Raw genomic sequence first — 21,423 nt, 5'->3', positions numbered from 1 at the left:
CATGTTGTGTGCCTTTCTTATGGGGTGGTGCGTAATTGCGCTCGGGAGCGCTACTCGACGTTCTGAACCGTCGGAATCGAAGCGGTTTCGACACGACCCGCTGTTCCCTCGAAGCTGCGCCCCCACCCAGTGGCAACCGAAATGATCATAATGGCGGTGAGCGCGAGGGGGTAGATAGTTGCGGGGAAAAGCGTAAACGTCGAGAGCGGTTCAACACCCTCGTAACCGGTTGTCAGCAGCGCTCCGATAAACAGGTAGGCGCTGAGGAAAGGGACGATCGAGGCGATGCCCAGCGCAAAGCAATCCATCACGTTCGCCCGGCGATAGGGGTGAAGGCCAACACGAGCACCCAGCTCGTCGGCAACGGATCCGAAACTCAGCATTGATGCAGAGTTGACACCGCCGAAGAGCACAGTCGTGACCGAGACGCCAATTCCGATCGCGGCCTCGGCGCCTCGGGGTGTGGAGGCGAGGCGACCGGAAGTGAGCCGGTCAACCAGCATCTCCATCACTCCGGTTCCCCTCAGCACACCCACTATCCCGAACACCGCAATGACGAGGGTAACCGTGCCCATCATGTGAGAGATACCGTCGTAGAGGAAACCCGTGGGTGCCCCATCCGTAACCCCGATCACGTTCTCAAATTTAATGAGACCGGTGAGAAGGCCGGTCGCAGTACCGAGCACAAGACCCACCGTGACAGCCTTAAAAATGTCACGGGTCTTCATCGCGACGATCAACATAATCGCAACCGGAACGAGCATCACAAGGGCAGTGGATTCGAGCCGTTGAGCAAGGATTCATCAGCAGCGTTGGAGCGAGCCGTGCTCATGCCCAACACGAGAAATAGGAGAGCCGAGAATCCAGCCGCTGTGAGCGCGAACCGAGCACGTTGCTTAACAACGCCACCAACGTCGGCGAAGCCGCCCTTGCTACGAAATCGCTGACTCGACGAGGAGATGATCGTCGTGTCTGAGATTGGGGCGAGGTTGTCACCAAGGATTCCGCCCGAGAGAATCGCCCCCGCAAGGAGGGCGGGATCCGCGCCCACAGCAATGCCAGCCGCATAAAAGATCGGAAATGCAGTGAAGAAGGTGCCGATCGAAGATCCCGTCGCCATTGAGACCACGCTGACCGAGAGAAAAGCGAAGAACGGAAAGAAGCCCGCTGTCAGGCCGACTGAATCGGCCAACCACACAAATCCACCAGAAACGTTTGTGGCCTTGATCATGTCGGAGACCATGCCAACCAAAAACAAGATCACAACGATCGACACAGAGGTCGGGCTACCGATGCCCTTCATCACGTGTTCCCAGAAAAGCCCATATTTCTTCGCGAAGACCGCGCCGATCAGCAGCGCCACAAACCCACCCATCGCGAGCGCTGTCATGTCAAACGCTTTAAACACCACAAAATATAGAATGCAAAAACCCAAAAAGACCGCCACTGGCAAAAAAGCCAGGGCCAAGCCACCGCGAAAGCGGAGTGTTTCATCACTCATCTTCAAACCTCTCATACGCCGTTGTATCGACGCCAAGCTTCTCAGATTCCGTACACTTTCGCAAACTTTATTTTACACGGCCCACGCCCCACTCCCCGAAAAACCTTTATAGAACAAGAATTTTGCCCGCACTGGCGCGATTGGCGCACGTCAAATCGGCAGCCAATTGTTTACTTTTATGCACAAGCATTGACTCGGCTACAGTGGAAAGGTGATCGGCGACGTAGGTAGCAATCTTCGCGAACTTCGCACCCAAAAGGGCATGAGCCTGCGACAACTCTCAGCCGCTACGGGACTTTCTCCCACGCTGCTGAGCCAAGTAGAGCGCGGCATCTCAGAGCCGACTCTGAAGACGCTACGAGCCCTCTCTGGGGTACTCGGCGAAGCCTCCTCCTCGCTATTTGCGACTCAGAACCCTTGACCCTGCACATCAGTCGTCCAGGCGAACGCTCACGCATTAGTTCACCCGTAGGCCGCATTCAATATGAACGACTCACTCCAGGCAACGGCCAGTTCGAGGTGCTGCGCGGAACCCTCGAACCAGGTGCATGGTCAAGCGAAGAACCCTGGGGTCACGAGGCAATCGAGTGTGCATATGTCGACGCAGGGCAACTGGCAGTTGAGGTGGGCAATCAAAGCATTACCGTTCAGGCGGGTGAGTCGATCACCTTCGCCTCACAACAGCCTCATCGCTATGGCAATCCTGGTGAAACGCCCACGACGTTCATTCTGACAGTCAGTCCCCCACCCCTAGCCGCTCGACCCACAGTCTGGCAGTTTTCAGAGGCTGAACACCTCACTTCCCAACAAGTTCAGCTTTGTCGACGCGAGTGACATTGAGGTCTCTGGCAACACTGGAACGCAGAGGATCCCGTGGGTGCCTTTGGGTGTCTTTGGGTGTCTTGCAAATCTCGCACGGTGCGGGCGAGCACACGAAGCACAAACCACCGCAGAACACAAAACACGGTCACCCGAAAGTTTGCTCGCAACTTCCGCGCTCAGACCGATTGCGCACCGTAATTGTCATTTCTTCCTCGCCAAGCAGATCGAAGTCAGCTGTCGTAACGCAGTCAGCATCAGCGAATGCTGGGGTCGAGAGTGCGGCTGGCGAAGAGTTATCCGTGAGCGGCACGCCCATCACTCCAGCAAGGATCGCGATCGCAAGCGTCGCCTCAACCTTGTCGAAACGGGCCGCAGCTTGATCAACCCGAGCTCCCCCACCGCCCCTTTGACAATCGACTGCCGGAACCGGGTACACCCTTCAGAAGCGCCCCGCATCGCGATCTCGTGCAGATAGACCTTCCGCAATCCCGCTTTCGCACGAAAGTACAACCCACTCATGGATTGGCTACTAAGGTCGAACCGACTCGCTATTTCAGAAATCTTCGCCTCTTCAACCGCCCGTAAACACAGCACCTGCTGCCAGCGCAACGTGAAGACCATCGGCACTCAGTTCTGGGGCGACAACATCTTCTCAAACGAGGATCGGGTGCGTCACCGTTGAATTGGCCGTAACATCGACACCGCCATCCGCTGAAAGCTGGGTCCAAGATCGCCCGTACTGGCGGCGGGACGAAACTTGCTGATACTAGCGCAAGCAATGCGTGGTGGCCGCTGCTAGCAGCAGGGGCGCTCTGATGTTCTAGCGAAGGAAAGCCGGCCTGCGTCAGAACTCACAGCTGATGCTTCGGCTAGCTCGGTAACCTACAGCGCGTGAGACCCCCTCGAATGTTTCGGTGCCTCGGCCAGAACTGAACCCGCAACGATACCCAGAGCGATCGACACCATCGTCGCAATGGTGGTCACCAAAGCTGTACTTCCCGCGCTATCACCGCTCAGGATCGAAGTGACACCAACGAGGCCCAGCGCACCAGGCACCAGCAGCCAGAAAGCCGGCAGAAAACTTACCATAGCTGCGGGTCCGGAAGGGTGCCGGGAAACCCACACGGCGACCGGTGTCATAGCGAAAGCACCAAAGAAAGCCGATAGCACGCCGCCAAACACCGTGCTGCTCACCACCTGCGTGCCGTAGGCAATGAACAGAACCAGGAGCGTCCAAGGAATCGACCGTCCACGCCCTCCCTGGTTGATCACGATACCCACACCAAACAGCAGCACCGCAATCCACGGCGCGACAGGTCCGAGCGAGCCGTAGGCCTCCGTCAGTTGTATCTGGGGAACACCCACAAGCATTGCGCCGGCAACAAACCCGGCAGCCAGCAACACCAGTTGCATCGATCCCGCCGCCAGGCGACCGGCACCCGACATCATTTCTCCAGAGGCCAGTTCAATAACGCCGGTGGTGAGTAAAGCACCCGGCAATAGAATGACAAACGGAGCGACCAAAGACGACAAGATCCCCGGGTCCCACCCAGCACTCGTGAAGAGAAATACCGCCGTTGACACTCCAAACGCGAGTCCCACGGTAATCAGGGGTTGGTACCGTCGCGGCGCTCGTGCCGAGAACACCAAAGCAGTGCCCACGACCGCACCGAGTGCTCCCGCGAACGCGAGTCCGACCCAAGAAGCGCCCAGGAGCACCGCAATCGACGCACAGATAACTACATAGGCCAGGATTCGCAGCCACCCCGAATAGGGGCTTGAGAGCTGACGAAGCTCTCTCACACGTTCTCGCGCCTCAGACGACGGAATCGAGCCACTCCGCAAACCGGCGACCAACCGATCCAGCGCGTCAACCTGGTGCAGTTGAAACCTTGAGCTACCGGTCTGTACGGCGGCAGTCTGCACCTCACCGCCACCTCGCGAAGATAGGATGAGTGCCGTTGGAAACACCACCACCTCCATCTCAGGAAAGCCGTCGACGCGGGCGATATCGTCGAGCACTCTGTGCACCGCCACCACGGAATAATTCGCGTCGAGCATCGCCTCTCCCACCGAGGCCATCGCTGCGATAGTGGTGGTGGGCGTCGCAGGAGGAACAGCGGCAGGGAACGGCTCCGGATTAATAAACTGACGCCGGTCACTACGCCGCAATCCCAATTGCAACAGCAGCAGCAACAGTGCGCTCGCGACAACAATAACGAGGGCGGTAATCCAGGTATCAGCAGGAACCTGCCGCACGCTGGCTTCGCTCGGAATCAGTTCAAGAACTCCCGCGTTCGTATCGTCGTTTACGTCCTGGTCTTGTTCTGGCTGTGAACCAATCGGGTCGTTCGAGTTCTCAGAGGAAAGCTCTTCGTTGGGGCTGCTCAGCTCCCCCGAATCGGGATCAGGCGATTCAGGGATGGGTTCGCTCGGATCCGGTTGCGGCTCGTTCGAATCAGGGATCTCAGGTGCGGGAGGTTCCGGCTCTTGCGATACAACCGGGTCATCCGGTTTAGGATCTGGGAGCTCTTCCGACAGCACAATTTGCGCAGCCGAGGAAGGACGCGCGTTTAGCTCAACTCCAACCCACACCGCCGCTGTGAGGGCGAGAAGCATCGCACCCGTGAGGGTTTTTCTGAGAGACTCGGGACTCCCATTTCAATGCTTCCCGCCTCACAGCATGCGCTGTTAGACCGCGTACCTTAAGATTCCAGCAACCTGTACCTCGCCCGGCATATCCGATCCTCGAACCGAAAGCACACGAGTGCCAGATGCCAAGGCAAGTCGGGCAATCTCTTCAATGGCGTCGTGGTCGCCACCAAGCTCGAGGCTTCCGTCTTCGCTCACCGAGCCGGCGACCTCCGCCCCCATATCGACTGCAAGAACCGATAGAGCTCCGAAGGCTGCCGCCCTGGCGAGGTCACTCAGGTCGGTTGACGCACGCCCCTCCTGGCGCCGCTCAAGAAAGGTGCCGTGCAGATCTTTGAGTTCAGCCTCGTAGATACCGTCAAGGATTTCACGTGCCCCCTCAGCGAGCTGAGCATCGGTGAGTTCGTCAGCGTTTCCACGAAGCTCATCAGCAGCAAGGTGCGCGTATCCGCTCACACCCTTGAAGATCGCGAGCAACGGCTGAGTCGCGGCAACGATGAGCGGCAACGACTCACCATTCAGAATCGGGCGAAGCGCGTGATCCACCGCCCTCGCGTACTGCGTAAGGCGCACTTTCCTGCCCTCGTCACCCTGCAAACGCCCGTAGGCAGACCGTCCGCTGATCGAACGAAGCCCCACAGCGCTTGCTGCGTCTTGAGGCACTCCAGCAACCTCGACTCTGCGCGGAGGGGCATCTGCCATCACCTCAACGAGTCGGTTCTCATTCTGTGAAATGGCAAGCACAAACGCAGACTGGGGGAAGGTGGTTGCCCTCAAAAGTGGGGTGATCGAAAATCGATCGCTCACGACCACGTGCTCTTCGAGTTCATGAGGAAGACGGAATTCAATGAGCCGGTCCTGTGTCACAAAAACTGCGAGGCTGCGTCCGAGATCAAACCAGAATTCGGCGTGTTCAAGCAAGCCTTCGATGTGTTCCTCAATCGCTTGAACGACGCTCTTATCGGCGATACCCCGCACCTGTTCAAGTGCACGGTCAAAGAGCGCGCGGGCGCGCAGCAGGTCGTGTTCTGTGCTGTGCGCAGCAGGATTAGTGGGCAAATAGACCGACACGCAGACCTCATCGCGGGCAGCTGCGATTCGCTCAATGTCGGTTCGCGTGGGCATATCAATGTACATCATGCTCTCCCTCTGCACTGCGCGGTAAAGGTGCGACAAAATGCCGCGCCAGATCAACAAGTATTCTTGTGCCGAAACCAGTAGCCCCTGAGAGCGCCACCCATCATCACTGTCTGACTGCATAGTTCCGGCGATATCGAGGTGCGCCCACGGCGTACCCCCGACAAATTCCTCCAAGAAGAGGGCTGCCGTAATCGACCCCGCGTTGGGGCCACCCAGGTTGGCGATGTCAGCGATTTCTGAGTCCAGTTGCTTTCGGTACTGTCGCTCAAGGGGAAGCTGCCAGACTTGCTCGCCTGTGCGCTTCGCAGACTCAGCTACCGCCGCAATCAGCCCGTCTTCGTTTCCGATCAGGGCAGCGGTGAGATGCCCAAAAGTACGCATCGCGGCCCCCGTGAGAGTAGCAACATCAACAATCGCGTCAACCCTCTCTTCTGTAGCAAGCGCAAGCGTGTCCATCATCACGATACGACCCTCCGCATCGGTGTTCTTGATCTCAACCGTGGTGCCATTGCGAGCGGTCAAGACATCACCGAGTTTGTAGGCGGTTCCAGACGGCATGTTTTCAGCGCAAGCCAGCCACCCCGTCACACGAGTCTGCACACCGAGCGCGCGGAACGCGGTAAACGCCGCCAGCACAGACGCAGCACCACCCATATCCATTTTCATGAGTAGGTGCATTGGGTCTGAGGGCTTCAAGCTGATGCCACCGGAATCGTAGGTGATCCCTTTGCCAATCAGGCCAAGATGAGTTGTTGTGGGCACATCAGGCACGTAGCTGAGTTTGATGATCATTGATTCTTCAACACTGCCGGCGCCCACCCCGAGCACACCACCACAGCCCATCTCAACAAGCTGCTGTTCTCCAAAGAGCTCCACTTCAAACCCAAAGCGGGATCCCAACGCCACTGCGGCTTCTCCCATATCCCGGGGGGCCAAGTAACCGGGCGGGAGGTTGGTAAGGTCACGCGCAACACTCGCGGCGAGAGCTGCAACGTTTCCGTCCTCCACGGCCTGTTGCACGAGTTCGTGTTCAGCCTGCGCCAGTTCAATCGCAACCGAGACCAGCGGAACATCGGGGTAGGAACGTTTCAGGCCACGGAACCGGTACCGACCGAGCACAGCCCCTCGACCATGGCCTGGGCGGCCACCGCCGCGTGCTCAGTCGTCTCAAACTGCGGATCTTTGAACGCCAATCGGCTCAGTCGTGGAACCGCACGAACGAAAGCGGCGGCTGCCACCCGCCATACGGAACCATCAGCCTCCTGAAGCCCCTCTGAGCTGCCCACACCAACAAGCACCACGAGCGGATCCATGCTGCCCGCGAGCTTCATGGTCGATCCGAGTGAGGCGTCAAACCCTGCGAGTACAAGTGCCGCGCGGTCCATTCCTACCACCTCGGGGACTGGACCGTCCGATGCCACGAACACCCCAAGAGCTTCGACCTCCCCCTCAACGTTCGGCAGCGCCATGATCGTCGCCACAGTGTCCAGGGAGGGCGTGAGGTGGAAACCGTCATCAATGAGTTTCTGAGGATTGCGATGCATGTTAGGACTCCTGCCGTTCTACGTCATTCGGCTGATAAATGGGATCGTCGTCATCGGGCTCGAGCTTCGCGGGGAGCCCTTCTTTGCGGAACTTCGGCATCCGGCTCGCCGGGGCAATCGCCAGCAGTGAGATGGCAGCGAGCCCGAGGAGTGAGATCTGTAGCGCCCGCAGGCGAGCTTCCTCGTTCACCTCGGTCGCTGCGGCCACCTCACTCGCCGATGCGCTCGTTCCCTCGAGCACCCCGAGAAGTTGTTCATTGGTCAGAAAGTTGGCCTCGTCGATGTTGACCTGAGAAATCAGCTCTTTCGAGATTTCAGGGTGTTCGGCCGCGGCAGTCGAGAGTGAGGAGGTCAGCATCGCCACAGCAAACGCACTCGCAACCGCGATACCCACCGATCCCGAGAGATTATGCACGAGACCGCGCCAGGCTCCCACGTCTCCGGCAAGTTCCTTCGGGGCGGCAGAAAGCAAGGTGTTGAAGACCAACGCCACAATCGATCCCTGCCCCAGTCCAAGAAGAATCAGACCTGCAACAACAAACCCCTGGCCCCACTCCCCCGCACAGTAAACGCCAGTAGCGTGAGCGCCCCCGCGACCACGATAAAGCCCGCGGTCGCAAGTACACTCGGGCTGAACTTCCCGTAGAGATACGCGATGAAGGTTGAGGCGAGAAAAATCGACAGCGTATACGGGATGATCGAGAACGAAGTCTCAATGCTTGACCGTCCCTGCACCACTTGAATGTAAAGCGGGATCAAGAAGTTAGCTGCCGTGCCGACAAAGAGCATGGTAGCCATGCACGCGGTGACCGCACGCTCGGAACTCGTCAGCAAGACTCGCATGTCGAAAATGCGTGTTTTTCCTAAACGGGCCCGCTTACGCAGCCAGATAAAGAAGAACTGACCGCCCATTAGGCCCAGGATGATGAGCAGCGGTGCCGGTGACACGCCCGCGATGGAGAAGGGGGCCTGAGGTGTTGCGACCCACACCCCCCACGCAGCCAATCCGCTGAACCCGAAGCTCAGCAGGATGATGGAACCAGCAGCCACCCCGGCCCCGACCCAGTCGATCGTGAGGCCCGGCTGCGGTGGCACCTTCTTCAGCGTAAAGCTCAACGCAAAGTTCACCGCAGCGAGTCCCACCATCAAGATGAAGGACCAGCGCCACCCGATAGTGGTTGCGAAGGTTCCTGCGATCAGCAGCGCGAGCACACCGGCTGCAGGAATCGCCGCGGCGAGCAAGCCCACCGATTTTGCCTGCTGATCATCCTCGTAATTTGTTGCGATGAACACCGTCAGCGCAGGTGCAATGAGCGCAATAACCGCACCAGATGATGCCTGGGCGATAAACAACACCGCGGGGCTCTGGCTCACGGCGACACCGAGCATCGCGAGTCCGTGAATCACGACCGCGATCTGGAACACTCGACGAGTTCCGAAGCGAGCCCCAACTTTGGCACCGAGCAGAATAAAGGCGGCCATAGCAAACGTTCCAGCGGTAATGGCCGTTCCGACGGATGTTGCCGCAGTGTTCAGATCCTCCGTGATCCCGGCCATCGACACGGTAAGCGCGTTGACGGCGAACGAAGCCTGAATCTGCGTGAGCACCACCACGATGAGCGGAACCCACGAGGCATTGACGCCTGCTGGCACCTTGGTCCCATGCTTTTCAGTCATGTTGTCACCTCTTTTCAAACCCACTGTATTGAGCAGCGGCTCATAATTTCACAGGCTACAGCTTCACGGGCTATCTCGACTAGCCCCTTTTTTACAACCACGCGGCGTCATTTAAAACGGTGAGGTTTTGTTGCGCTCAACTCTTCAGTTTCAGAGCTACTTCAACGACGGCCCGTTAGTATGCCAGGGACTCATCAGACGTGACCGCCACATATGCCCACACCTCAAATTCGAGCGGTAAGAGTCGATCAATGATCGCGCGCCGCACCCTGTCTTCTTCAGAAACACTCCACGCATCAGGTGGAACGACAAAGTCCACTTCAACATAGATTTTCTGGCCGACCTTGCCCGCTCGCACGATCGGGTCGGGAAGATCAAAATCGCTGCGAACGGACTCGATCACGGTGGCAATACTCGCGGCAAGTTTTGGCGGCGGTGCCCCCTCAAGCAATTCGTTCACGCCTCCCCGCACGAGGCGCACGGGCACCGCTGCAAGAACCACACAGGCGATGATCACAAGGAATGGGTCCGCGAATCGTGCCACTTCACGTAAGGGAGTCAACGCGAGCACGGCCACAACGACAGCTCCAGCAACCATGATCACACTGAGAACTGAGCCTGCTTTCCACTGTGCAATTTCAGCCGCAACCAGATCTGAGCCTTGAGCTGTCTTGCGCAGCCACCAGGCAATCACAAAACCCGTCATCCCGGTAATGAACCCATAACTGGAGACGATAACAACGTTCATGTCGCTGCCGCCATCACGGATCACAACGAGTGCGTCGCCGAATGCGAGCACAAGCGTGCCGGCCAACGCCAGCCCTTGGATGACCACCATCAAAGGGGCAAGGGCGTCGCGCCCGAACGGGAATCTGCGGGTCGGACCTGCCGCTGCAGCTCGAGCGGCTTGCAGCGATGCCCAGGAAAGAATCAACCCAATCGCCATATACGCGCCGTCAAAAACGATGATGCGGATGCCAGTCACAACTCCTACGACCAGTGCGCTGACGGCCAACACAATGGAACAAACCAGCGAGTAGCTCAGTGCGCGGCGTTCGCGCTGGCGAGGAGCCAAGGGTCCACCGTCCTTTGATGTGTCAGTACTCATTGCGCCTCCAGAAAATTAGTCTCTTAGCACACGGTGGTTCCTCTTGTATAAGAACCGGGACAATCCGTCCTCTATGAATCCTCCTCATATCCGAACATACGTGTCAACCACTATCTTTTTGCCGGTTGAGGGCGAGCGAGGCGACAAGTGTGCGCTGCCCGATTGGCAGTCGTGTGCGCCCCGCTCGCCTTCCCCTACACAAAGAACGGAATAGCTCCCGTCAGGATCCCGATCGCGAGCATCACAAGCGACACGATCGTTGCACGCCACAGCACCTTCTTGTGGTGGTCACCCAGGTTTACCCCGGCGAGGGAAACGAGCAGCAGGATCGCGGGCACAAGCGGGCTCTGCAGGTGCACCGGCTGGCCAATGATCGAAGCGCGGGCCATCTCGACCGGGTCGATGCCGTAGGCGGCGGCGCTCTGCGACAGCACGGGCAGGATGCCGTAGTAGAAGGCGTCGTTCGACATGAAGAACGTGAACGGGATCGACAGCACACCCGTGATCGGCGCGAGGAACGGACCGACCTCGTTGGGCAGCACGGTCGTGATCCAGTTGGCCATCGCGTCAACCATGCCAGTTCCCGAGAGCACACCAACCAGCACACCCGCCGCGATCACCATCGAGACCACACCGACAATGCTGGGAGCGTGAGCGACAATCTCGCTCGCCTGATCCTTCATCTTGCTGAAGTTCAGCACGAGGGCAAGGCCCGCCCCAACCATAAACACGTAGGGAAGCGGCATGATGTCAATGACCAGCAGCACCATCACGGACGCTGTAAGCAGCAGGTTCCACCAGATCAGCTTGGGTCGCAGGGTCGCACGGTTCGGGTCAAGCATGGTGTCGGCCATCGCGGTGTCGGCAGGATCGACCTCGGCGACGGCAACGGGCGTGCGACCACCCGCGATGGTCACAAGATTGCCGGTGTGCAGCGATGCCCGCGCGCCAGGGCGGCTGTCGGCCCCACGGAAGAGCTTGGGCACACCCGCGAGCAGCCCACCCTCGGGGCTGCCATCGAGACGCTCGTCGCCGAGCACTCCAAGACGGCGACGCTCCTGCAGCCCCAGCATCCACGCAAAACCAAACGCCACAACGAGGCCAATGAGCATAGCGGGGATCATGGGCACAAACACGTCGGAGACCTGCAGGTTGAGCGCGGTTGCGGCGCGAACCGTCGGCCCACCCCAGGGGAGGATGTTCATGGTGCCGTTCATGAGGCCCGCAACACACGTCAGCACAACTGGGCTCATGCCGAGGCGCAGATAGATCGGCAGCATGGCCGAGGTCGTAATGATGAAGGTGGTGGATCCGTCGCCATCCAGCGAAACGGCCGCGGCGAGCAGTGCCGTACCGAGCACCACCTTCGCCGGATCGTTGCCGAGCAGGCGAGTGATGAAACGAATGAGTGGGTCAAATAGCCCCACATCGATCATGATTCCGAAGAACATAATCGCAAACATAAGCAGGGCGGCTGTGGGTGCCATGTTGCCAATTGCCGTGAGCACCATGTCGCCCAACCCGAGCCCGGCACCCGCGAAGAGACCAAACACGGTGGGAACCAGAATCAACGCCACCATCGGAGTCAAGCGCTTCGTCATGATGAGGGTCATAAAGACCAACACCATGGCAAAACCGAGAATCACGAGCACCCACTCCGGGGTATAAACGCGAGATCGTACTCGGGTTTCTCGTCGGCTGCTCTGAGCACAAGAGAGGGCATTACCGCGTGCATGAATAACTCCTTTGTCAATCGGCCACTAACGGCGTCTCGCGCCAAGGTTAGGGAATCCACTACGCAGGATCCAGATAGCTCGCATTTGCGCACGTTTTGCGCGTAGGGTTAGTTTTGCGCATTGTGCTCGACGTTGAATTTGGCGCGTGAGTTGGGAGAATGAAGGCGATGCACTCACCAAGCGCTCCACGGCCCCGCTTCGCGACCCGAGCCCTCTTGCTGCAGCTGGGCACCGTGATTCTTGTGGTCGCCCTCTGCACGGGTGTGTACCTCGCGCTTGCCATGCAACAACTGCGCAAGGAATCTGAAACTTCGGCACTCAACATCGCCCGAACAATGGCCGAGGATCCGACGGTACGGCAACTGGTCACCGAGTTTTCGGCCGATCCCGGCACACCCCTCGCCTCGGGTCTGCGCGACGGTGAGCTGCAGTACACCGCAAAGGCCGTCATGGCCCGCACCGGAGGGCTCTTTGTTGTTGTTACCGACGACCATGGCATTCGGCTCGCACACCCCAACGCCGACCGCCTCGGCGAAGAGGTGAGCACCCCCTACGCCCGGGTTCTTGAGGGCCACGAGGTTGTGGACTGGGAGGTCGGCACGCTCGGCGAATCAGCCCGCGCAAAAGTACCGATCTTTGCACTACAACCAGGCGAACTCGCATCTTCCCGAGGCAAGCCCGTCGGGGAGGTCAGTGTTGGTTTCGAACGCGGCAGCGTCTTCACTGATCTGCCTGCCCTGGCAGGCTCCATCACCCTCGCGGCCCTGGGCTCGCTGGCGCTGGCAACCCTGGCGATGCTGATCATGCGACGACGACTGGAACGGGCCACACTCGGGCTCCAGCCCGAAGAACTCGCCGCGCTCGTGCAGAACCAAACCGCCGTGCTTGACGGTGTGGGCGACGGAGTGCTCGGCATTGATCCTGAGGGGATCGTGCGCGTCTGCAACTCGGCGGCCGAGCGAATGCTCAATCTCTCTGATCCTGTGGGTCAGTCGATTACAGCGCTCGGCCTCTCAGAGGCTCTCCTCAGCTCCCTCGTGCAGCCCGGCACAGGCGGCGAGGATCGCCAGCTCGCTCTTCACGAGGGAGTCGTTCACGGCGACAGGATCCTGTACCTTGAGCAGCGCCCTGTGGAGCGCAACGGCCAGCAACTCGGCCGGGTTGTGATCGTGCGCGATCGCACCGACATCGTGGCTCTCAGCCAGCGACTCGAAACGGTGAGTGCTATGACGGGGGCGTTGCGGGTGCAGCGGCACGAGTTTGCGAACCGCCTCCACGTTGCCACAGGGTTGATCGACGCCAAACGGGTTGCCGAGGCACGCGAGTTTCTGGGGAGCTTTTGGAACGGGGATCAGTGGAGTATCCCGTTCCTGGGCTGCGGACACTCGGCGACTCGTTTCTGCAGGCATTTCTTGGAGCCAAAGCGCTGGAGGCGGGGGAACGTGGTGTGCGATTGCGGGTTGCCGAGGACTCGCACGTGCACGGCACCGTGTGCCGACCGGAAGACACCGCGGCCGTGCTGGGCAACCTGATCGACAACGCGATTGCCGCGGCGGTGCGCGGTCCTGCTCCGCGCTGGGTTGAGGTCACCCTGCTCGATGACGGCACAGAACTGGTGCTGACGGTTGCCGATTCGGGCGCGGGGGTTGCGCCAGGCAGGGACCCGTTCGCGGGCGGCGACTCCGTCGACGAGGCTATCCCTGGCACCGATGCCATTCACGGCCTCGGCATTGGCCTGCCGCTGTCGCGGGAGATCGCGCGAGCGACCGGCGGTGAGCTGTGGCTCATGGACGCCGGGGGATCGCCTGGCGCTGGAGCCGTCTTCGCTGCGCGACTCACCGGTGCCGTCGAAGCGCCACAGCTTGATGGCACAGTTGCAAAGGAGAAGCAATGACCACTCCCATTCGCACTCTCGTGGTCGACGACGATTTCAGGGTGGCCGGGCTGCATCGCGACGTCGTGGCCGCACGACCGGGTTTTGTTGCACTTGAGCCCGCCCTGTCGGTTGCGGACGCGCAGGATGCGATCCGTTCGCATCAGCCGGACCTGCTGCTCGTCGACATCCATCTGCCCGACAGCAACGGTATTGAACTCGTGCGCGCCTGCAACATCGACGCATTTGTCATCTCGGCCGCCAACGATGCACCCACCATTCGGCGTGCGTTGCGTGCGGGTGCCCTCGCCGTGCTCTTCAAGCCGTTTGACCCACGCCTCCTCACGGAGCGGCTCGATCGCTACGCGCGCTTCCGAAACCTCGTGAGTGGCACAGGCCCGCTCGTGCAAGACGAGCTTGACCGCGCGCTGGCGATCCTCAACGGCTCAAACGACCCGGTCACCCTTTCAAGATCAGCGACGGAAAAGCTGATTCTCGAGGCACTCAACACCGACGAGGCCTCGGCCAGCGAGATCGCCGAACTAACCGGAGTCTCTCGTGCAACTGCGCAGCGCCACCTCGTGGCGCTCGCGGCCCGCTCACTCGTGGAGGTGCGGTTGCGTTATGGAGCGACGGGGCGGCCGGAGCACCGTTACGCCGCCGCTTCTACAGCAGAAGGGGTGTGAGCAAACGGCACACCTGCCGTTTGCTCACACCCCTCAACCGCTAAGGACTACGAAGCGCGGTAGTCGGTTACGAGCCGGTAGATGAACGCTGCCATCGCTTGACGCGACAGATCATCCTTCGGCCAATACTCCTTGGTGCTCCCAACTTTGTTGCCTGTGGAGAGTTTCGTGTCGTACATCCACGAGATCTCCTTGTAGAACTTCATCCCCGGCTTCATGTCAGCCAGCTTCGAGACCCGCGGCGCCTTGTACGATTTCGCAGTTGCGTCCTTCGACGCTTCAAGACGGTAGATAAACGCTGCCATCGCTTCACGCGAAAGCGGCTCGTGCGGACGATACGTCGGCTTCCCCGACGGCTCGGCCCACCCCGTGGAGTAACCCTTCTCGTACATCCACGCCATCTCCTTATAGAAGGAATCGCCCGGCTTCACGTCAGCGAACGGAGACACCGCAGGTGCTTTGTAAGCCTTCGATGCTTCCATGCGGAAGATAAACGCTGCCATCGCCTGGCGCTCAAGATTATCGGCCGGCTTGTAGAGCGGTTTGCCTGCAGGCTGACGCCATCCCGTGGAGTACTTCATGCACTCCATCCAGTCGATCTCCTTGTAGAACTTGTGCGAGAGCGGTGTATCCGCGAACACCGGAACGGGACGCGGCGCAGAGCACTTGATCACGGGTTTCGGTGGCGTCACATCGCCCCCGAGGTCCAACACCACCGTTGCAGTGGCGACCTCTCCGTTGATCGTCTGGACGACATCAAGATTCTTCTTGCCAGACCCCTGAATATTTACCTCAAGGCCCCAGTTTCCGTCCTCATCAACGGTGGCAAGCCCAAGCTTGGTACCTTCAATACTCACTTCGACAGTTGCGAGTTGCTCGCCAGTTCCCTTCAGAACAACGGTCCCAGCTTGAACTGCTTCACCACTCTCGTGTGAAGTAACTACAACGGGAAAAGAACTGAGGACGGCAAACGGGAATACACCCTGGTCATCATCAGCATCAAACCAGCCGAACAACGCACTGGACTTTCCCGATGCTGGGGCGGTATCGCCCATCAGCAGAGCACCACGTGCATCACCACCTGAGGGATCCGCAACTGTGGATAGGAGACGCCAACCGTCGTTCTCCCATTGCTGGAGTGGATCATTCACGTCGCAAGTGGCAACTTCAATTTCAGCTCCCTCCTCAAGGGAAGCTGGAGCTTTCAAACATTCATTTCCATCGAACTCTGCGAGCCCAGAAGAACCGACAGCCGGGATCGACCACCGTGAGGCAGAGAGTTTCGCCCGCGATTGTTGAGTTCTGCTGAAAGCAGTATCCCTAGACTGAGACTGAGCAAACACCTCTTGTTCAAGTTTGCCCCCGCTGACCGAGAAGGCATAAAAATTGCTCGTGTTCGTGACATTTTCCATTGCGTAGATTGCATATCCACTGACAGGTGCGGCGCTCGCAGCCTGGGCGGTCACCGTAAGCCCGGTAAATGCCACGACGGCAGCGACTACACCGGCTACAATCCCTCTTCCAGACCTGCCCGTTTTAAATTTACTCTTCATAAGACTTTTGCTATTTCCCCTAATTGCTTTGGCACGATCTAAATGACGAGATCGAGTCATAAACAATCCTGATGCCTCTTCTGCGCCGCCCGAGAGGCGTGAACAAAAATTAGGTGCAAATCTGTGCAGCGGTGGCAGAAGAAACACGCTCTTGAGTATTTCCAACGCAGAAGTTTAGGTGTGCTCTACACGAAACCACGAGTAACAACGGTGCCAAAGTAACAAAGGGTGTTGGGAGTGACTTCACAGCCACTCCCAACACCCTATCGCTGACCCGAACGACTACGCGCGGTAGTCAGTCACCAGTCGATAGATGAACGCCGCCATCGCCTGACGCGACAGCTTATCCTTCGGCCAGTACTCCTTCGTGTCCCCGACCCGGTTACCCGTGCTCAGACCCTCGTCATACATCCACGAGACCTCCGTATAGAACTTCATCCCCGGCTTCATATCCGCCATCGGCGACACCTTCGGAGCCCGGTAGCCCTTCGGTGCCTCAAGGCGATAAATAAACGCCGCCATCGCCTCACGCGACAGCTTGTCCTTCGGCCGGAAGGTCGGCTTACCCGTGGTTTCTGCCCATCCCGTGGAAGTCTTCGACTCGTGCATCCAGGCAATCTCACGATAGAACGGATCCCCCGGCTTCACATCAGCAAACGGCGACACCTTCGGAGCTTTGTAGGTCTTGTCGGCTTCCATGCGGAAGATAAACGCGGCCATCGCCTCGCGTGAGAGATTATCCTGCGGCTTGTACAACGGCTTGCCGACCGGCTGACGCCATCCCGTGGAGTACTTCATGCACTCCATCCAGTCGATCTCCTTGTAGAACTTGTGCGAGAGCGGGGTATCCGCGAACACCGGAACGGGACGCGGCGCAGAGCACAGATCGGAGACAGCGGTTCTCATTTCGACCGTGAACCGGCGCTCGTCTGAGCCAGCAACATTTGTCGCCTTGACTGTGAAAGTGAACTTGCCCGCCTTTGTAGGTGTACCAGTGATCTTGCCCGCACTAGCGTCCAGTTTCAGGCCGGTCGGTAGTGATCCCGAACTCACCGAAAAAGACAAGGGAGCGGTGCCAGTTGCCTCGACCTGTCCCGAATACACGGTTCCAACCATGCCGTCACCAACACTCTTGGTCACAATGGCCGGAGCAGTCGCACTGGGCGGGGCAGCCTGCACCACAAACTTTGCGACACCACTGAACAGCTTCGGCGAGGTTCCCGAGCTCCAGGAGACCTCGTACTCACCAGCCTCAGGGAAGGTCAACTCGCCCTGTCCACTGCTGTAATACGCGCTATTGAGCGGCAGCACACTGCCGTCAACATCAGTGACAGAAAAAGTAAACGGCTTACCCGCAACAGGCCCCGTTACCTCAGGAATCTGGTCAAACACCGAGCGAGTCTGAAGCTTTGTGAGTGCGTTCAAAGGCGATGCGTCAAGGACATAGTTGTATGGCAGGTAGAGGGCGGTCAGATTTGTGAGTCCCGCCAGAGGAGCAACATCACTAACCTTGTTGGCGCTGAGTCTCAGATCAGTAAGCGCGGTCAGCCCGGCAATCGGAGAGACGTCGCTAATACCGTTGTTAATCACCGAAAGCGCGGTCAGGCCGGTCATGCCAGAAACCTGGCTGAGATCGCTGACCGAGTTATTGGCCACGTTCAGTGATGTGAGCGACGGAGCATCAGCGAGCGACGCGACGTCAGTGAGTTTGTTGTCAGAGAGGGTAACGCTGGTGAGTGCCGGCAACTTCGAGAGCGGCGTTACGTCAGAGACAAGGTTGGTACCCATGTCCAAGACTGAGAGATTGGAGAGACTCGAAAGCGGAGTCAGGTCAGAGATCCCATTGCTCCAGCCGTTAATGTGGGTCAACTCGGTGAGATTCGTGAGTGGAGTGAGATCTGACGCCTGATTCGTCGAGAAGTAAAGGGTCTTCAATCCCACCAACCCAGAGAGCGGCCTCAGATCGGAGATCTGGTTTGAGTTGATCGTGAGACTTCTCAAGGCACTGAGCTGAGACAGCGGCGACAGGTCACTAATCGAGTTCTTCGAGAGCGAAAGTGTTGAAAGCTTGGTCGCATGCTGAAGCCCCTCGAGCGAGGTGATACCGGCCGAGGCGCACGTGAGCGCAGTTAATCCAGCAAGGTCTTTTTCTGTCACTACAGTGCCAACGGACCTCTTCAACTGAGTGTTGACGCAGTTCTGCAATCCAGTCTCAAGCGCAACGGGATCTGTGTCAGCCGCGTTTGCTGTCTGCGCGGTCATCGTAAGTCCGGTAAACGCCAAAGCAGCGGCAACTGCGGCCGCCATCAGCCGTCTTCCAGACATGACGCTAGAAGTGCTATTCATGAAAAGTAATTTCCCCCAATTTATTGCCTATCCAAGTCATGGATAGCCTCATGCAATATTGATGCACCAATGATCTGGCAAGAGTGGGGCGAACAGCATTTAGGGGCAAATCTATTCTGCAATAGGAACATGACCCGCACCTTGAGTGTTCTTGTGTCTGAGAAATAGGTGAGGGATGCACCCACAAATGAGTGATCACAACGGCGAATACTGCCGCTGTTGCCTTTAGAATCAGAGCGGGGGAAGTGGGTCTGGGGACAATGTTTATCTTCAAAGAATCAGTCGAACGCGCCTTGGCCGCCGTTCGCATGGGCCAGCACGTCCGCATCATAGGCAAGCGACTCAGCGGTCGCACCACCATATTGCGAGGACTTATTACTTCGCTGGAAAGCTCAGGCGTTCAAGTCATTCAGGCGACGGGTGGAAACACCTTGAACGGTCAGATTGGGTATGCGATCGATCAGGTCGCAGCAGCCGTCAACACTGAACTTGGTGCACGTAGCGTTTTCAGTATGGTTGAGGCCCTCTCCCAAGAGATAACCCCCGGCTCCGTCCTCGCTCTAGACAACGTCCACAACATGGATGCGTTGTCGCTACAAGTAATCAGTGAAGTTCGTGAGCGAATCGGCATTCGGATCGTCGCAACAGAACTGGTTGGCAGATCACGGGTTGCCGACCTGTCGCCCGTGTGGCCAGAGACACTCATTTGGGTTCCCGATCTGGACCTCACAAACTGCGCGCTACTGGCGCACCATGTTCTGGGTGGCCCCGTCGATACCAGGCTCTTATCACTCGTGTACTCAAAATCCGGCGGCAACGCTGGCCTCGTCGTTGCGCTGCTTGAGAGCGCCAGAAGTGCTGGTCTCACTGAAAAGCGCAACGGCGTCTGGATTTCAACCACCGGTTATCTTTGGAATGAACACCTCAGTGCACTCCTCGATGGATTGCTCTGCGATCTTTCAGAGGATGAACGTGATCTCTTGATCTCGTTAGCGACGGAGGGTCCTCTTTCAATCGAAGTGTTGCAACAACGGAGTTCAGACAAAACCCTGAGGCGACTCTTTGAACTACGGTTCATAACGCGCGTCGGATACGAAGAGCCGTGGTTAGCTCAAGTCTGGCCGCTCATCCTGTCGGCGCGCTTTCAGCGCGCAAACCCTTACTATGCCGAGACGCTCCCCGGGAAAAGCCAAAGGGCGATCAGCGCAAACTCATCACTGGTGCAGCCGGCACATGACCCATCCGCGGGGAGCGGGCTAGCCTACCTAGCCCGCACATTTGCCAACCACGAGAGAACAACGATTGACCAGTCATTCCGCACTTGGCAGGCGGAACCCACCACGTCAAACGCACTTCGCTATCTCGATATCGCTTTGGGATCCGAGGAAGAACGTCTCAATATCCTGAATGTATTCAACGCAAGCTTGAGCGAAGGCCCACTTTCTGACCGCAACGATGTCATCCTTTACTATCGCTACACCCAGTGGTTACTCCTGGTAGAACGCGACCGAGAACAGGCCACAACTCTCATAGCAGCCCTCGCGGTAACCTCCAACCAATGGTCGTCTGGCGTTTCTTCCATGTTCAGGTTCCTAGAGGCATTCAACGGTGCGCCCGTCTATGAGAGCGATGTCGACGATCCCGGGGAAGACGCGGATGACCTGTGTCATTCTTCACGACTTGGCCTCGACCTCATTCGCGGAGATCTGCCCTCTATACGGGAAAAACTCGCGAAAACGAAGAACCGTCCGGGACTCAAAAAGGTGCGCACTTACATTGAGCCTGCCGTGCTCTCACTCGAGGGTCGCGTAAAGGACAGCATCGAGCTTGCGGAGGCCTACCGCAAAGACGCACTCACACGTTTTGATAGGGTGAGTTACCTCAATCTTTCCTACACGATCGCGCTTGGAGCACTCTATCTTGGCGATGATCAACTCCTGTCAAACACACTCTCTGAGGCAAGCATCATTGGCCGACCCGGCATCGTATTCAGCCCAGTTTATGGGGCGATTTTAACGCTCAAGGCCATGGAGTCGAACGTTCAAGGACACCCCCTTCTCCGCGACGACTTACTCCGTGAAGCCAAAGCTGTGTCGCCCATGCTAGGCCCGTTCTTAGGCATGGGTGCAGAAAGCATGCTGGGATACTTTGAGCTGGATGAATACGCCGATCATTTTGATCAGTCAATGGCAGAACATGTTATGCGACGTGTGAACCTCGGCTACTATCCAGGAGCGATTCAGTCCGCGGTTATGGCCCTTACTTCTCAGTGGGGCTCGCAAATCGTCGTTGCACTTGAAAAAGCGTTTGATGTTGCCCCGCTGGGAGCCTATACAAACATCGTTCAAGCCGCTCGTTTACTTGAAGACGGGAACGCCCAAGCAGCAAATGATTGGGCTCGAACGTTGCCCGAGTACGCAGAAGAGTGGCATCTGATTGAACAGCTCTGGGGCTCCGCCATTAGAAATGCTGCTCACTACGGCAACCACAGCTACGCAACCGAATTGCAGTCAGGTTTTCCGCGAGAACTTGCTCCTCGAGCTCTGGAGGGGTCCGAACCTGAGAACACAAGCATTGATCGCCTCAGCAAGAGGGAGCGGCAGGTGGGGCTGTTGGCCGAAGAGCTCTCAAACCCTGAAATCGCAGAGCGTCTACACATCAGCAAGAGGACGGTAGAGAATCATATTTCTAACGCGCTCAGAAAGACGGAAAGCAGAGATCGAGTCGAACTCTCTGGCCGCATAAGAACCGCCTTCCCGAACAGCGGGGATTAGCGTGAACGAAA

The 21,423-nt window shown here is 58.2% G+C and carries 19 protein-coding genes; 7 read left to right on the top strand and 12 right to left on the bottom strand.

Translation table 11 applies throughout. The features are described from left to right. Positions 1-50 precede the first annotated feature (50 nt). Both G7066_RS15190 and G7066_RS15185 read right to left on the bottom strand, forming a co-directional pair. Positions 51-764 carry a Na+/H+ antiporter NhaC family protein gene (locus G7066_RS15190; RefSeq protein WP_244303429.1) on the bottom strand — a complete coding sequence of 238 codons (714 nt, stop codon included), beginning with the start codon at positions 762-764 and terminating at the stop codon, positions 51-53. Next, positions 764-1,501 (bottom strand): Na+/H+ antiporter NhaC family protein, encoded by a 738-nt coding sequence (locus G7066_RS15185; protein WP_205881495.1) that lies wholly within the window; start codon positions 1,499-1,501, stop codon positions 764-766. Before G7066_RS15185 ends, G7066_RS15190 begins: the two co-directional genes overlap by 1 nt. A 211-nt stretch (positions 1,502-1,712) precedes the next feature. Here G7066_RS15185 and G7066_RS15180 point away from each other — a divergent pair, with 211 nt between their 5' ends. Further along, positions 1,713-1,922, top strand: a complete 210-nt coding sequence (locus G7066_RS15180; RefSeq protein ID WP_205881494.1) for a helix-turn-helix domain-containing protein — start codon at positions 1,713-1,715, stop codon at positions 1,920-1,922. 98 nt (positions 1,923-2,020) lie between these two features. Beyond that, positions 2,021-2,335 (top strand): cupin domain-containing protein, encoded by a 315-nt coding sequence (locus tag G7066_RS17680; RefSeq protein ID WP_425280782.1) that lies wholly within the window; start codon positions 2,021-2,023, stop codon positions 2,333-2,335. 133 nt (positions 2,336-2,468) lie between these two features. On the opposite strand, the gene G7066_RS01450 is transcribed toward G7066_RS17680, so the two are convergent. After that, a complete protein-coding gene (locus G7066_RS01450) occupies positions 2,469-2,759 on the bottom strand; it encodes a hypothetical protein (protein WP_166328491.1) in 291 nt (96 codons plus the stop codon). 81 nt (positions 2,760-2,840) lie between these two features. On the opposite strand from G7066_RS01450, the gene G7066_RS01445 reads away from it, so the two are divergent. Further along, on the top strand, positions 2,841-3,005 hold the full coding sequence (locus tag G7066_RS01445) for a hypothetical protein (RefSeq protein WP_166328489.1): 165 nt from the start codon (positions 2,841-2,843) through the stop codon (positions 3,003-3,005). 200 nt (positions 3,006-3,205) lie between these two features. Here G7066_RS01445 and G7066_RS01440 read toward each other — a convergent pair whose 3' ends face one another. The 7 genes from G7066_RS01440 to G7066_RS01415 form a co-directional block, all read right to left on the bottom strand. Beyond that, a complete protein-coding gene (locus G7066_RS01440; protein WP_166328487.1) occupies positions 3,206-4,942 on the bottom strand; it encodes a threonine/serine exporter family protein in 1,737 nt (578 codons plus the stop codon). A 72-nt stretch (positions 4,943-5,014) separates the two neighbouring features. Further along, positions 5,015-7,234, bottom strand: a complete 2,220-nt coding sequence (locus G7066_RS01435) for a baeRF11 domain-containing protein (protein ID WP_166328485.1) — start codon at positions 7,232-7,234, stop codon at positions 5,015-5,017. Continuing rightward, positions 7,204-7,659: a hypothetical protein gene (locus G7066_RS01430; protein ID WP_166328483.1), complete on the bottom strand. Its 456-nt coding sequence runs from the start codon at positions 7,657-7,659 to the stop codon at positions 7,204-7,206. Before G7066_RS01430 ends, G7066_RS01435 begins: the two co-directional genes overlap by 31 nt. 1 nt (position 7,660) lies before the next feature. Continuing rightward, positions 7,661-8,152, bottom strand: coding sequence for an MFS transporter (locus G7066_RS15175; RefSeq protein WP_205881492.1), 492 nt, complete (start codon positions 8,150-8,152; stop codon positions 7,661-7,663). Positions 8,153-8,181: 29 nt separating this feature from the next. Further along, on the bottom strand, positions 8,182-9,336 hold the full coding sequence (locus tag G7066_RS01425; protein ID WP_205881491.1) for an MFS transporter: 1,155 nt from the start codon (positions 9,334-9,336) through the stop codon (positions 8,182-8,184). 175 nt (positions 9,337-9,511) lie between these two features. Then, a complete protein-coding gene (locus tag G7066_RS01420; RefSeq protein WP_166328481.1) occupies positions 9,512-10,444 on the bottom strand; it encodes a cation efflux transmembrane domain-containing protein in 933 nt (310 codons plus the stop codon). Positions 10,445-10,638: 194 nt separating this feature from the next. After that, positions 10,639-12,072, bottom strand: coding sequence for a CitMHS family transporter (locus tag G7066_RS01415; protein ID WP_166331847.1), 1,434 nt, complete (start codon positions 12,070-12,072; stop codon positions 10,639-10,641). A gap of 275 nt (positions 12,073-12,347) precedes the next feature. On the opposite strand from G7066_RS01415, the gene G7066_RS01410 reads away from it, so the two are divergent. From G7066_RS01410 to G7066_RS01405, 3 genes are read left to right on the top strand one after another with little or no spacing between them, the layout of a single operon-like run. Then, positions 12,348-13,712 (top strand): Spo0B domain-containing protein, encoded by a 1,365-nt coding sequence (locus G7066_RS01410; protein WP_244303146.1) that lies wholly within the window; start codon positions 12,348-12,350, stop codon positions 13,710-13,712. After that, positions 13,658-14,074 carry a sensor histidine kinase gene (locus G7066_RS15480; protein WP_244303144.1) on the top strand — a complete coding sequence of 139 codons (417 nt, stop codon included), beginning with the start codon at positions 13,658-13,660 and terminating at the stop codon, positions 14,072-14,074. The genes G7066_RS01410 and G7066_RS15480 overlap by 55 nt, the downstream gene beginning before the upstream one ends. Further along, positions 14,071-14,739: a response regulator gene (locus G7066_RS01405; RefSeq protein WP_166328479.1), complete on the top strand. Its 669-nt coding sequence runs from the start codon at positions 14,071-14,073 to the stop codon at positions 14,737-14,739. The genes G7066_RS15480 and G7066_RS01405 overlap by 4 nt, the downstream gene beginning before the upstream one ends. Before the next feature lie 47 nt (positions 14,740-14,786). Here the strand turns inward: G7066_RS01405 and G7066_RS01400 are convergent, their stop codons facing one another. Both G7066_RS01400 and G7066_RS01395 read right to left on the bottom strand, forming a co-directional pair. Then, positions 14,787-15,890: an S-layer homology domain-containing protein gene (locus G7066_RS01400; protein ID WP_166328477.1), complete on the bottom strand. Its 1,104-nt coding sequence runs from the start codon at positions 15,888-15,890 to the stop codon at positions 14,787-14,789. Between the two features lie 684 nt (positions 15,891-16,574). Further along, positions 16,575-18,638, bottom strand: coding sequence for a leucine-rich repeat domain-containing protein (locus G7066_RS01395; protein WP_166328475.1), 2,064 nt, complete (start codon positions 18,636-18,638; stop codon positions 16,575-16,577). 308 nt (positions 18,639-18,946) lie between these two features. Between G7066_RS01395 and G7066_RS01390 the strand changes: the two genes are divergently transcribed. After that, complete coding sequence (locus G7066_RS01390; RefSeq protein ID WP_205881490.1) at positions 18,947-21,412, top strand: helix-turn-helix transcriptional regulator; 2,466 nt, start codon at positions 18,947-18,949, stop codon at positions 21,410-21,412. The last annotated feature ends 11 nt before the right edge of the window (positions 21,413-21,423 follow it).

This window comes from Leucobacter coleopterorum (assembly GCF_011382985.1).
GTDB classification, from domain to species: domain Bacteria; phylum Actinomycetota; class Actinomycetes; order Actinomycetales; family Microbacteriaceae; genus Leucobacter; species Leucobacter coleopterorum.
This window is presented reverse-complemented; position numbering and strand designations above follow the sequence as displayed.